At 73.5% G+C, this 14018-nt stretch carries 7 protein-coding genes; 2 read left to right on the forward strand and 5 right to left on the reverse strand.

What is annotated here, in order from left to right:
* On the forward strand, positions 1-1716 hold the full coding sequence (locus AC1DJH_RS17230) for a ShlB/FhaC/HecB family hemolysin secretion/activation protein (protein WP_478186497.1): 1716 nt from the start codon (positions 1-3) through the stop codon (positions 1714-1716).
* 2 nt (positions 1717-1718) lie between these two features.
* Positions 1719-7127, forward strand: a complete 5409-nt coding sequence (locus tag AC1DJH_RS17235; RefSeq protein WP_478186498.1) for a two-partner secretion domain-containing protein — start codon at positions 1719-1721, stop codon at positions 7125-7127.
* 1 nt (position 7128) lies between these two features.
* Here AC1DJH_RS17235 and AC1DJH_RS17240 read toward each other — a convergent pair whose 3' ends face one another.
* The 5 genes from AC1DJH_RS17240 to AC1DJH_RS17260 all read right to left on the reverse strand — a co-directional run bounded on the left by AC1DJH_RS17240 (position 7129) and on the right by AC1DJH_RS17260 (position 13950).
* Entirely contained in the window at positions 7129-8007 is an 879-nt protein-coding gene (locus AC1DJH_RS17240) for an FkbM family methyltransferase (protein ID WP_478186499.1), read from the reverse strand.
* Positions 8004-8801 carry a hypothetical protein gene (locus AC1DJH_RS17245; protein WP_478186500.1) on the reverse strand — a complete coding sequence of 266 codons (798 nt, stop codon included), beginning with the start codon at positions 8799-8801 and terminating at the stop codon, positions 8004-8006. Before AC1DJH_RS17245 ends, AC1DJH_RS17240 begins: the two co-directional genes overlap by 4 nt.
* Positions 8802-8826: 25 nt before the next feature.
* The gene (locus AC1DJH_RS17250; protein WP_478186501.1) at positions 8827-10788 is read right to left on the reverse strand and encodes a hybrid sensor histidine kinase/response regulator; all 1962 of its coding nucleotides are present in this window, start codon (positions 10786-10788) and stop codon (positions 8827-8829) included.
* A complete protein-coding gene (locus AC1DJH_RS17255) occupies positions 10785-11858 on the reverse strand; it encodes an ABC transporter substrate binding protein (RefSeq protein WP_472125146.1) in 1074 nt (357 codons plus the stop codon). Before AC1DJH_RS17255 ends, AC1DJH_RS17250 begins: the two co-directional genes overlap by 4 nt.
* Before the next feature lie 154 nt (positions 11859-12012).
* The gene (locus AC1DJH_RS17260; RefSeq protein WP_478186502.1) at positions 12013-13950 is read right to left on the reverse strand and encodes an ATP-binding response regulator; all 1938 of its coding nucleotides are present in this window, start codon (positions 13948-13950) and stop codon (positions 12013-12015) included.
* Between the last annotated feature and the right edge of the window lie 68 nt (positions 13951-14018).

The following is a 14018-nucleotide window of genomic DNA, read 5'->3' on the forward strand; positions in this document are numbered from 1 at the left end:
ATGGTCACCGACATGCGCTTCAGCCAACGGTCCACGCCGATCGCCCTCGCAGTCACCGTTCTGGTAGGCGCGACGCTGCTGGTCGCCGCCCAGCGCACGCACGCTGGCGACACGACCGAACTGCTGACCACGCAAGACCCGTGCGGCACCTGCGGCCGGCCGCTCGCGCAGGCCACCGGTGCCGTGGCGCCGCAGAGCCTGCCCGCACCGCCGCGCCCCGCGGGCACGTCGTTCACGCTCAACGACCTGCGGCTCAACGGCGTGAAGGCGCTGAGCAACGAAGAGCTGCAGTCCATCACCGGCCCCTACATCGGCCGCGACGTCACGCTCGGCGACCTCGAAGCGCTGGCCAAGGCCATCACCGCGCGCTACAAGGAGCGCGGCTACTTCCTCGCGCAGGCCGTGGTGCCGGTGCAGACCGTGCGCGACGGCATCGTCGAGATCAGCGTCATCGAAGGCCGGCTGGGCAAGGTCGACGTCGTCGTCGCGCCCGATGCGCCCATCGGCGAGGCGCGCGTGCGCGGCTTTCTTGCACCGCTGCAACCCGGCGAGGCCGTGAACGCACCGGCTTACGAGCGCGCCATGCTGCTGCTGTCCGACCAGCCCGGCATCAAGGTGTCGTCAGGCCTGCAGGAAGGCGGGCAGACCGGCACCACCGACCTGGCCGTCGAAGTCACGGCCGCGCCGCGCTGGGCCTTCACCGGCGAGGCCGACAACCACGGCACCAAGGAGTCGGGCCGCTACCGCGTGGGCGGCACCGCGCGCTGGCTCAGCCCGTTCGGCATCGGCGACAACCTGGACGCGCGCGTGATGGTCTCCAACAGCAACGCGCTGCAGTTCGGCCGCATCGCGTACGAGGCGCCCATCGGCACCAACGGCCTGCGCGCGGGCGTGGGGCTGTCGCGCGTGAACTACGAGCTCGGCGGCGAGTTCGCCGACCTCGGCGCGCAGGGCCGCGCCGACGTGCTCGACTTTTCGCTGAGCTATCCGCTCATCCGCCAGCGCCAGCAGAACCTGTTCCTGCGCCTGGGCGCCGACATCAAGGACCTCACCGACGAGATCGACGCGGCCGACGTGCGCGTGAAGAAGCGCGTGCGCGGCCTGGGGCTGGGCTGGACCTGGGAGCGGCGCGACGACATGCTGGGCGGCGGCTACTGGGCCAGCTCGGGCACGCTGTACCACGGGCGCCTGTCCATCGACGACCCCGCGACGCGGCAGGCCGACCAGGGCCTGGGCGGGCGGGCCACCGAAGGCGGCTTCTCCAAGCTCAGCTTCCAGGTGTCGCGGCTGCAGAGCGTCGTGGCGAACCATTCGCTGTACCTCTCGCTCGGCGGCCAGTGGGCCAGCAAGAACCTCGACCCTTCCGAAAAGCTTGCGCTCGGTGGCGCGCGCGCGGTGCGTGCCTATCCGTCGGGCGAAGTGCTGGTCGACCAGGGCGTGATCGGCACCGTGGAGTGGCGCTGGTCGTTCAACGACGAGCTCACGCCCTTCGTGTTCTACGACGCGGCGCACGGCAAGCTCTCGCGCAGCCCCACGCCCCTGGACGTCGGCAACAGCCGCAGCCTGCGCGGCTACGGCATCGGCGTGAGCTGGTCGCGGCCGGGCAACTTCTCGATCAACGCGACGCTGGCCTGGCGCGACGGCACGGCGCCGGCACAGACCGACGGCGGCGGGCGCAACCCGCGCCTGTACGTGCAGCTTCAAAAGGCGTTCTGACCATGACGCAACGCAACTCCTCCTCGCGGGCCCGGCTGCAGCTGCTGCGCCTGCAGCCCCTGGCGCTCTCGCTGATCTGCGCGGGCGCGCTGCCCGCCGTCGCGCAGACGCTGCCCACCGGCTTCCAGGCCGTGGGCGGCAACGTCACCATGTCGCAGGTCGGCAGCGTGATGACCATCCAGCAGGGGCTGGCGCGCGGCATCGTCAACTGGACCGGCTTCTCCATCGGCGCGGGCGGCGTGGTCAACATCAACCAGCCGAGCGCCTCCAGCGTGCTGCTCAACCGCGTGACGGGCAACCAGCTTTCCACCATCGCCGGCCAGCTCAACGCCAACGGGCGCATCGTGCTGGTCAACCCCAACGGCGTGCTGTTCAGCCAGGGCGCCACGGTGAACGTGGGCGGGCTGATCGCGTCCACGCTGGCCATGACCACCAGCGACAGCGACTTTCTCAACCCGGCCACCACGCGCCTGGGCTTCGAGCGCGCCGACACCAACACCGCGCTGGTGGTCAACAACGGCCGCATCACCGCCAGCGGCGGCGGCCCCGTGGTGCTCATGGGCGCCACCGTGGCCAACGCCCGCGTGGGCACCGACGACCCCGACAGCGGCCGCATCGGCGCCGACGGCGGCACGCTCGCGCTGGCCTCGGGGCGCAAGATCACGCTCGACCTCGCGGGCGACGGGCTGACCAACATCGTCATCGCCACCGACACCATGGCCACCCATGCCAACGTCAGCAACAGCGGCACGCTGCAGGCCGACGGCGGGCGCGTGGCGCTCCTGGGGCGCTCGGCCACGGTGGGCGAGCTGGTGGTGAACCAGCGCGGCACCGTGCGTGCGCGCACCGTGGGCACGCGCAACGGCGAGATCTTTCTGGGCGGCGGGCAGGACAACGAGGTGCAGCTCACGGGCGGCACGCTCGACGCCACGGGCGCGGCGGCCGGCGAGCTGGGTGGAAACATCCGCGTGCTGGCCGGCAAGGTGACCATGCAGGGGCTGGGCGACGGCACCAAGGGCGTGGCCGATGCCAGCGGCCAGGCCGGTGGCGGCTCGGTGGCCGTGCAGGGCTACGACGTGGCGCTGTCGCCCAACGCGGTGCTGCGCGCCGACGCCACGGGCGCCGGTGCCGGCGGCACGGTGAGCGTGGGCACGGCCAGCGGCGCGGCCTTCGCGGCCTTCGCGGGCGATGGCGCCGGCACGCTGCCCGTGCGCGAATCGCACGTGCAGGTCTTCGGCGAGCTCACGGCGCGCGGCGCCGGCGGCGGCGCGGGCGGCAGCATCGCCACGGCGGGCGACTTCGTGCGCGTCAACCCGGCGCGCGTGGACGCGGGCGGCGGCGCGCAAGGTGGGGCGAACGGCCGCTGGACGGTGTCCACCGGCGCCAACCTCACGGTGGACGCGCCGGCCGACATGCCGGCCTACGACGGCGCCTACCCCGCGCTGTCCTTCAGCGACGTGAGCGCGAGTGACGTCGGTGCCGCGCTGGGCCGCGGCACCGACGTCACGCTGGCCAGCACGCGCACCGGGGACAACGCGGGCGTGAGCTTCGGCAACGACGCGCGGGTGGTGAAGAGCGAGGGCGGCAACGCCACGCTGCGCGTGGATTCGGCAGGCGGCATCGCGATGAACAGCGGCTCGGCCATCGACGCGCGCGTGGGCGCGCTGAACGTCGACTTCAACGCCGACTCGAGCGGGCTGGTCGCCAAGAACGCGGCGCAGGTGAACGTGGGCGGCGGCAACCCGAACTTCGACGCCGACTACGGCGCGTCCATCGGCCTGAGCGGCGCGACCATTCACGCCAACGGCGGCAACATCCGCTTCTTCGGCCAGGGCGACGCCGTCAACGGGCGCGCCATCGGCGGCTCGGTGTCGCACAGCGACGACGCGTGGCGCGACGGCATCTCGCTGAACGGCAGCACGCTCACCACCACGGGCAGCGGTCAGGTGTCACTGCGCGGGCAGGGCCGCACGCGCGTCGACGCGCAGGACAGCGACACCAACTTCGTCTACGCGGGCACCGGCGGCATCACGCTGCAGGGCAGCACCGTGCAGGCCGGCAGCGGCGGCGTGGCGCTCGACGCGCTGGCGGCGCTGGGCGGCGACGGCGTGCGCATCGGCAACGGCACCAAGGTGTCGACCCCGGGCAACGTGTCGGTCGTCGGCCGCGGCGCGACGTGGACCGACGACACGCTGCCGGCCGGCTCCATCGCCACCACCACGGCGGTGGCCATCGACAGTTCGTTCATCGACGCGGGCGGCAACGTGCGCATCGAGGGCACGGGCGCCGACCTGCAGGCGCTGAACAAGTACCTCGACTTCGCGGCCGCCGGCCGCACGGCCGGCGGCGGCAACGGCGTGGCGCTGTCGGGCGGCGTGACGGCGGGCGACGGCCAGCGCATCGACATCGCGGGCAAGGCGGGCAGCGCGGGCTTCAGCGCCGCGCTGGACGGCGGCGGCGGCATCGTCACCACGCCGACCAACGAGCCGCTGTACGGCGTGGCGGTCAGCGCCGACACGTCCCAGCCGAACCCGCTGCGCACCGCGGGCGGCACCATCGCCATCGACGCGCAAGGCACCGACATCGCGCTGCGCATGAACACCTTCGGCTCCGGGCTCAGCGGCGTGCCCGACGGCGCCATGCTGTCGGTGGCCAGCGCCACCGGGCAGGGCGGGCGCATCGCGCTGGCCGGGCGCAACGTGCTGGTGGACGGCGCGCAGAACTTCGACGACACGCAACTGGTCGCGCGCCTGGACGCCAGCGGCGCCACGGGCGGCGGCAGCATCGACATCGCGGCCACCAACGCGATTGCGCTGGGCCAGAACACCAGCCTGGACGCCAGCGCCACGTCGGCGGGCGGCAACGGCGGCAGCGTGAAGGTGGTGGCCGGGGACACGCTGCGCGCGCACGGCAGCCTGTCGGCACGCGGTGGTGCAGGGGGGGCAGCCACCGGCAACGGCGGCCTGGTGGAGACCTCGGCCCTGCACTTCGACCTGTCGGGCGTGCGCGTGGACGCCTCCACCAGCGGCGGCACGGCGGGCACCTGGACCATCGACCCCTTCGACGTCACCATCAACCACGGCACCGCGGCCGGCACGCTGCCCACCAACCCCTTCGACCCGCTGGCCACCTCGGTGGTGCTGGACGGCGACATCAACAACGCGCTGAACGGCAACACCAGCGTCACCATCACCACCGGCACCGGCGGGCCCGCCACGGGCGGCACCATCTCGCTGGGCAACGGCGTGCTGATCGAGCGCAACACCGGCACCGCGCCGGTCACGCTGCGGCTGGACGCGGCGGCGAACATCAACAGCTTCAACGCCACCACGGTGATCCGCTCGGACCGCACCGTGCCCGGCGTGGGCGCGCTGAACGTGGAGTTCAACGCCGGCCTGGGCGCCAACGGCGGCAGCATCTTCTTCGCCGGCACCATCGCCACCAACGGCGGCACGGTCTCGATGAACGCCAACACGCCCGCGAGCGGGTCGGCCATTTCGCTGAACAACGCCACCATCGACACGCGCACCGCGCAGCTGGACGCGGGGTCGGGCGGCGCCGTGACCATCGACGGGCGCTCCAGCGCCGTGGGCACCACCTTCTCGGCGCCCATCGTGAGCATCACCGGCTCCAGCATCAGCACGGCCACGGGCGACGTGTCGATCGCGGGGCGCGGGCTGGTCGACACCGGCGTGGCCATCGGCGGCACCACCCCCGCGCAGGGCGTGTTCACCACCGGCGGGCGCATCGGCATCGTGGGCGTGGGCAACGCGGCCTTCTCCAGCTCGACGCCGCTGGCGGGCTACGGCGTGCTGGTCAACGGCGCCACGCTGCGCAGCGTCGACGGCGACATCCGGCTCGACGGCCGCGTGGGCGCCGGCGGGAACCCCGCGCTGGGCAGCGGCGTGCGCATCGGCAACGGCGCGCTGGTGACTTCGCTGGGCAACGGCGACATCACGGTCACGGGCGAGTCGCAGGCCAACGGCGCGGGCGTGACCATTGCCGCGGCCACCGGCGGCACCTTCACGCAGCCGGCCGGGCGCATCGACGGCAACGACAACGTGGTGCTGCGCGCGGCCAACGACGGCGCCAGCGACGCGCTGGTGATCGGCGGCACGGTGCGCGCGGCCAACGTGCTCGACCTGCGTCCCGGCGGCGTGGACGCCGCGGGCAATGCCGGCGACCGCACGGCCAACCCCATCACGCTGGGCGGCACCGCGGCCACCGGCTTCGCGGTGTCGGCCGACGAGTTCACGCGCCTGAGCGCGGGCACCCTCGTGGTGGGCAGCAACGCGCATGCGGCCGACATCACGGTGGTGGCGCCGCTGGCGGTCGCTTCGCCGCTGACGCTGCACAACGGCGGGGGCGGCAACATCCAGCTCGATGGCGCGGTGAGCACGCCGCAGCTCGGGCTGGTGAGCGTGGGCGACATCCGCCAGGCGGCGGGCGCGGGCATTGCCGCGGGCACGCTGCTGGCGCGCTCCAGCGGCGGCAGCGTGGTGCTCGACGACCCGGGCAACCGCGTGGGCACGGTCGGCGGCGGCGCGGCGGGGCGCTTCGCGTATGTCGATGCCGACGCGCTCACGCTCGGCGCGGTGTCGGTCACGGGCTTCGACGCGGCCGGCAACCTGCCGCAGCCGGTGGCCGCGGCCTCGATGGCGGCCGACACCGTGTTCGTGCGCACGCTGGCCGGCGACCTCACGCTGGCAGCGCCCGTCACCAGCGCCAACGGCACCGACCTGGTGGCGGCCGCGCGCCTGCAGAACCCGGGCGGCTACGGCATCGGCGGCGCCAGCTGGCGGGTGTGGGCTGACACCTGGGTGGGCGAGACGCGCGGCGGCCTGGCCGGCTCGGCGCCGCTGCCCAACTTCTATCACTGCGCTTACCTGGGCCTGTGCACGGTGAGCGTGCCCGCCACGGGCAACCACTTCATCTATGCGCAGCAGCCGCTGGCCACCGTGACCATCGGCAACGCGCAGCGCGCGGGCGGGCTGCCGAACCCGCCGTTCGTCTACAGCATCTCCGGGCTGATCCTGGGCGACGCGGGCGCGGGCTTCAGCGGCTTCCTGAGCTCGCCGGCCATGCGCTTCAGCCCCGCGGGCTTCTACCCGATCAACGGCAGCTTCACCTCGGCCGAGGGCTACGCGGTGCGCGTGGTGCCGGGGCAGCTTCAGGTCGGCGGCTTCGTGGCGCTGCCCAGCGTGGACGTGGTGCGCGACCAGCCCACCACCTGGCTGTACGACCGCAACATCGGGCAGGCGCCGATCTGCCTGGCCACCGGGCCGCTGGACGGCGACCGCGCGCAGCAGGGCGGCGACGTGCTTGCGCGCGAATGGTCGCGCGTGCGCTCGCGGCCCAATCTGCTGAGCTGCGTGAACACCGAGCGGCGCAACGGCTGCGCCGACTTCTGATTCAGCCCGCGGGCGCTGCGTGTGGGTCCATCGACATGCGCGCGGCCAGCGCCAGGTAGCGCGCCTGCGAGCCCGCGGGCAATGCGCCGCGCTGCTCCAGCAGCAGCACGCAGCGCAGCGCCAGGTCGAACGACTGGAAGCACCAGTGCGCCACCATGGCCAGCTGCCTGAGCTGCGCGTCGCTCACGGCGTCGGGCCGCGTGAGGTCGCGCACGTACACAAGGTCGGCCTCGAGCAGCTGGCGCAGCGGCTGGCGCGGGTCGCCGTTGACCACGCAGGGCGCCACCGGCCACTGCTTGAGCGCGGCCAGGCAGTGCGGCAGGAAGCCCTGGCGGCGCAGCTCCAGGTCGATGTCGCCGATGCAGGGCTGCCCCTGGTAGAGCGGCACGAACGACACCTCCGCCTGCACCGCGACGGCCCGCGCCAGCTTGGCCGCGCCCGCGCGCAGCACGGCCAGCTCGCTGCCTTGCGCGTCGATCTTGAGGAAGTCGATGTGCGCGATCTCGTCGATGTCGTCGAGCCGGCGCGTGAGCACCGCGATGCGCGCGACCACCTGCGCCATCGGCCGCAGCAGGTCGAACAGCGCGAGCGCGGCCGGCTCGGGCTCCAGCAGGCTGGTCATGCCCGGCGCGGCGCACACCTTCAGCGTGTGCGCGCGGCCGTCGCCCAGGGCCCATGGAAAGTAGCGCTCCAGCGGCCCGCATCGGCGTTGCAGCGCGCGCAGCGCCTCGGGCTGCGGCTCGAAGCCGCTCACGCGGCACTGGCCCGCGGCGAGCATGGCGCGGTAGGGCGGTTCGCCGTCGATCGGGTTCGCGCCCACGTCCACCACCTCGGTGGGGCGCTCGAGCGCGAGCAGCGCCGCCAGGGTGTCGCCGGTCATGCCGGGGGGCCGCCGCGCGCCGCCAGCGCCTGCCCGAAGTGGCCCGTGTAGGTGCGCAGGCCCTGGTGCGACAGGTTGGAGCGCGCATCGATCCAGACCTTGCCGCCGATCGATTGCCAGCGCCGGCAGAAGGCGAAGTCCTCGGCCAGGTAGGCGCCGTTGTCGGGCTCTGCGAGCACGTCGAAGAAGCGGTAGTGGAAGGCCGCGCGCGACAGGTCGGCCGCGTCGGCGTGGCGCTCGGGCGTGTAGCGCAGCTGCGGAAACGACGCGGCCATGCGCTCGAACACGCCGCGCGCGATGAGCATGAAGCCCGTGGGCGCGTCCAGCACCTCGGCGAAGCCGTCCGCGTCGACCACCAGCCGCGTGCCCGCCGCGTTCGCCGCGAAGCGGGCATGGCGCGCCTCGAAGTCCTGCCGCGTGGTGCCCGCGGGCAGCGGCGCGTGCAGCCCGGCCTCGGGCCAGCCGTCGGTCTTGTGCGGGTAGATGCCGGCCACCACGTCGCGTCCGGCCAGCAGCAGGCGCAGCGCGGCCTCGGGTTCGAAGCCGATGTCCGCGTCGATCCACAGCAGGTGCGTCCAGCGCGTGTCGGCCATGAACTCGGCCACCAGCCGGTTGCGCGCGCGGGTGATGAGGCTGTCGCCGTCGAGAAAGCGCGTCTGCATCGCGAAGCCGTGCGTCCAGGCCAGGTTCACCAGGCCGAGCAGGCTGCGCACGTAGTTGCTGCTCATGGTGCCCGCGTGGCTGGGCGTGGCGACGAAGGGGCGGATGCCGGCCAGGGCGGCGGGGTCGAGCATGGGCGGGGGTGTCCGTGAAGGCGGCTCAGGCAGGCGCGTGCCGCCGCGTGGTGAGCAGTGCGCGCAGCTTGGCCGGCGCCACCGGCTTGGTCAACAGCATCACGCCGCCGTGGCGCAGGCGCTGCAGCACCTCGGGCCCGGTGGCGCCCGACACCAGCACGGCAAGCGCGTCGGGCTGCAGGCGCTTGGCGGCGTCGATCACGTCGACACCGTCGCCTTCGCCGGCCAGCTGCAGGTCGCAAAGCACCGCGTCGTAGGGGGTGTCGGCGGTGCCCAGGCGCGCGATGGCTTCCGCGCCGGTGGTCACGCATTCGACCTGGCAGCCCCATTGCGCCAGCAGCGTGCGGCTGCCGTCGAGGATGGCGGGGTCGTCGTCCACCACCAGGCAGCGCAGGCCTGCCAGCGGCGCCGATGCCAGCAGCGGCGGTTCGGGCGGCACCACGTCGGCGGCGCGCGCCGCGGGCAGCGTGAAGGCGAAGGTGCTGCCGGCCTGCAGCGCCGAGCGCACGGTGATGCGCGTGCCCAGCAGCGCGGCGATGCGCGCGCAGATGGCCAGCCCCAGCCCGAAGCCGCGGCGCCGGTCGCGCTCGGTGTTGGCCACCTGGTAGAACTCTTCGAAGATGCGGCCCTGGTGGATGGGCGCGATGCCCACGCCGTTGTCGCGCACCTCAATGCGCACTTCGTCCTGCGGACGCTCCGGGTGGCGGGCGGCGGCGCGCCGCGCGGCCACCAGCACCGTGCCGCCTTCGGGTGCGTGGCGCAGCGCATTGGCCACCAGGTTGCCGACGATGCGCTGCAGCATGGCCGCGTCGGTGCGCACGGCCAGGCCGCGGTCGCTCCAGCGCAGCCGCACGCGGGCTTCCGCGGCGGTGGCGGCGTGCTGCGCGTCGAGCTGGTCGAACAGCGCGGCCAGCGACACCTTGGCGATCGAGGGCGTGAGCACCTGCGCGTCGAGCCGCGAGATCTCGAGCAGGTCGTCCAGCAGCACGCCCATGAACTCGGTGCTCTCCTGCAGGCGCAGCACGGCCGGGCGCTGCGCGGGCGAGGCGCCCGGCAGCAGGCCGTCGATGAACAGGCCCATGGCATGCAGCGGCTGGCGCAGGTCGTGGCTGGCGGCGGCCAGGAAGCGTGCACGCGACAGCGCGGCCTGCTCCGCTTCGGCCATGCGTTGCAGCGCGACGGCGGTGGCCTCGCGCACGCGCTCCTCGCTGATCCGGCGGTTGCTTTGCAGGCGCTCGGCCAGGCGGTCGATGTCGTGCGCGAGCGTCGCGACCTCGTGCGTGCCGGGCGTGCCGCCTTCCACCACGCCGCAGCGCACCTCGAAGTGGCCCGACTCCAGCGCCGCCACGGTGCGCGACACGCGCCGCAGCGGCCGCGCCACCGTGCGCGCCATGTGGCGCACCGAGGCCCATGCCGCCAGCAGCGCGACCAGCGCGATGCCGACGCCCGCGAACAGCGAGCGGCTGCGCTCGCGCGTGTAGGCCGTGGTGTCGCGGAAAGTCTGCACCAGGCCGATGGGCGCATCGCCCGCCGCGGTGGAGCCCGCGGGCGCGAAGGCGCTGGCGCGCGAAGCCTCGCGCAGCGTGACCGGCGAGGTGAACATGCGCAGCTGTGCGAGCGACGTGGTCCTGGGCCCGGCCGTGACGTACACGCCGGCGCTGTTGCTGATTTCCACCCGCGTCACCTGCCCGCCGCGCAGCGCGGCGTTGGCCACGTTCTGCAGCGCCGGCAGGTCGCCCGCATAGAGGCTCAGGTCGGACATGGCCGCCACCTGGCGCGCCACGGCCTGGCCTTCGGCGTCGAACGCGGCTTCGAGGGTCTGCAGGCGGTTGTGCGTGAACCAGCCGGTGAGCGCCAGCGCCACCGCGGCGCACGGCACCACGCCCAGGCGGAACAGGTCGTGCTGCAGGTTGCCGCGCACCACCAGCGTGTGGGCGCCGGCGGTCCCTGCGGGCACCGGGCCTTCGGTGAGCGGGGGGGTGCTCATCGCGGGGCCGCGAGCCGCTCGGTCAGTTCCCGTTCCTCCGGCAGGCGCAGGCCGAGTCCGCGTGCCACGGTGGCGTTGACGCGCACGGTGGCGGGCGTCGCCGCTTCCACCAACGGCGCGTTGTTGTTGCTGTTGGTGTTGCTGCCGGCCGCGCTCGCCACTTTCTGGCCCAGCAGCCGCGCCTGCTGGGCGAGCTGCGACGGCGTGGAGACCGCCGCGGCGAGGCCGCCCGAGCGCACCATCCCCTCGCTGGCGCCGAACACCGGCAGGCCCGCGCCCGCGCCCGCGCGCAGGACCGACAGCGTGGCCGCCTGGCTGTCGCCGATCAGGTCGGGCAGCACCATCAGCGCATCGCTTTGCGGCACCACCTGGCGCAAGGCGCTGGCCAGCGACTTCGCGTCCGGCGCGTATTCCACGCGCACGTCCCACGCCGGGTTCGCACCCTGCGCGGCGCGCTGCAGCTCGCGCACCAGCGGCTCCGACTCGGGCGTGGCCACCACGCCGATGCGGTGCTTCTGCGGCAGCACCGCGTTGATCAGCGCGAGCTGGTCGGCCATGGCCGGGTCGCGCAGCAGCACGCCCACGCGGCGGTCGCCGCGCCGCAGGGCCGGGCTGCTGGCCTTGAGGGTTTCGTAGTCGAGCCGGCTCAGCATCGCCAGCACCAGCGGTTCCTGGCCCGGCCGCTCGACGGCGGCGCGGGCGGCGGCGGGACCCACCGCCATGGTGAGGGGCGCGTCGGCGGCGGCGCGCAGGCCGCGCGTGCGCACGCCGGCGTTGGCTGCGCGTTCGATGTCGGAGCCCGCGATTTCCGCTGCAGGCTGCGGCTCGGCGCCGCCGGGGGACAGCCGCACCAGGTCGAACTTGCCGTCCGGTCCCTGGTCCGCGCGCAGCTGCTGCACGAACTCGGAAGACGCCGCGGCGTCGTCGCCCATCAGCACCGTGAGGCTGGTGGCCGAGGCGCAGGTGCCCAGGCAGGCCGCGCTCACGGCCAGTGCGGCCAGCACCGTGTGCACGGCGCGGCTCGGCCTTGCGGCAAGGGGCGACAGGACGGGGTTCAAGGCGACGGGCATGGACTGCTTTCGCAGCAAGGGGCGATGGTCCAATGTACGGACGGGTCCCGCATCGCGCGATAAGGCAGAGGGCTTATGTCAGGCCCCGCGAGGGCCTGCCCGCGTGATGAATTCCACAGCGCGGCAGCCGCACGGCCTATGTCCGACGGACTACCTACGCCCCTACCTTCACACCGGCAGGCAGGTCGACCGGCCTGCCGCCCGGCATGTCCGCCCTCTGCCCGGTCGCCGCGCGCTGCGCCTGGATGGCCTGGCGCAGCACGCGCGGCGACACCGGCTTGTAGAGCACCGTGATGCCCGCGCTCGCCACTTCGCGCAGCCGGTCGGGCTTGGTCTCGCCCGTCACCAGCAGGCGTGCGGTGTCGGCGCCGATGCCGCGCGGATGGCGCTCCAGGGCCGCAATCACGTCCAGCCCGCTGTCGCCGCCCTGCAGCAGCAGGTCGCTGATGACCACGTCGGGCGGCTGCGCCCAGGCGTCGGCCAGCGCCAGCGCCTCGGCGCGGGTCTGCGCGGCCAGCACCTCGGCGCCCCAGTTGGCCAGCACCACGCTCAGGCCTTCGAGGATGGTGCGCTCGTCGTCGATGATGAGGATGCGCACGTTCGCCAGGCTTTCCTCCTCCACCATGGCGGCCGCCGCCGGCGAGGCGCCCGGCGCAGGCAGCACCGCCTGGGCCGCGCGCACCAGCACCCGCACGCAGGTGCCCTTGTGCAGCGTGGAGCTGAGTTCCACGCGCGTGTTCAGCAATTGCGCCAGCCGCTGCACCGTGGCCAGGCCCAGGCCCATGCCGCGCGCCCCGCGCGCCGCCTGGCGGCCGGTCGGCTCCACCTGGTAGAACTCTTCGAACACCCGCGCCTGGTGCTGCCTGGCAATGCCCACCCCGGTGTCGGCCACGTCGATGCGCACGCCCTTGCCGCGGCGCCGCGCGCCGATCAGCACGCCGCCGTCGATGGTGTGGCGCAGCGAGTTCGACACCAGGTTGTTCAGGATGCGCGAGAGCATCACGTAGTCGCAGCGCACCCACACGTCGGTCTTGCGCACCACCAGCCGCAGGCCCTGCTGCTCGGCCACCGGGCGGAAGTTGCGGCTGATCTCGTCGAACAGCCGGTCCAGCGGAAAGTCGGTCCACTGCGGCTGCAGCACGCCGGCGTCGAGCTGCGACAGGTTGAGCAGCTCGGAGAACAGCCGGTCGAGCGAATCGACGCACTCGCGGATGTGGCCGATGCGCTGCAGCTTCACCGGGTCGGTCTCGCCGTTGGCCAGGCCGTCGGAGAACAGCGTGAGCGCATGCAGCGGCTGGCGCAGGTCGTGGCTGGCGGCCGCCAGCAGGCGGGTCTTGGCCTGGCTGGCCACTTCGAGCTGCGCGTTCTTGCGGGCCAGCTCGGCCGTGGCCTCGTTGATGCGGCTTTGCAGCAGGCCGCGGCTTTCCGCAAGCGCGCGCGCGGCCTGGTTGAAGCCGTGCTGCAGGTGGCGCACCTCGGACATGCCCTCGATGGCCACGCTGGCATCTTCGCCCGCGCCCAGGCGGTCGACCGCCTTGCCCAGCGCGCGAATGGGCTCGCTGATGCGCCGCGCCGCCCACCAGCCCGCCAGGCCCACCCCCACCAGGCTGATCGCCAGCACCAGCCCCACGTTGAGCCAGACCGCGCGCCGCGCGCCCTGCACGGCGGCCAAGCTCATCTCGACCATCACCTTGCCGCTGTGCAGGCCGTCGTCGCTCACGATGGGCACCACCACCTGCAGGCCCTCGCCGCGCGCGCGGTCCACCGTTTCGGAGTTGGCCACGATCTCGCCGTCTTCCGTCCAGATCTGCACCTGCTGCACATGCGGCTGGTAGGTGCCCGACTGGGCGGTGCGCTGCAGCGCGCGGCGGTCCATGCGCGCCAGCGGGGCCTGCGCCACCGTGGCCACCTGCATCGCCACCGTCTGCGCGTTGGCGCGCATCAGTTCGGTGAGGTTGCCCAGGTGCTGGCGCGTCAGCACGGCAATGGCCGCCAGCGTGGCCAGCGTGGCCGGCACCAGCGCCAGCAGGATCAGCTGCTGCGCGAAGGTGAGGCGGGCCAGGCCGCGCAGGACGCGGAAGTTCCAGTTCATGGGGGCAGTGCAGGCATGGGTGCCGAGCTTAGGGGGGTTCACCGTCACAGGGAAGACATGAAAACATC

It is taken from the genome of Variovorax sp. 10N412 (genome assembly GCF_056394985.1).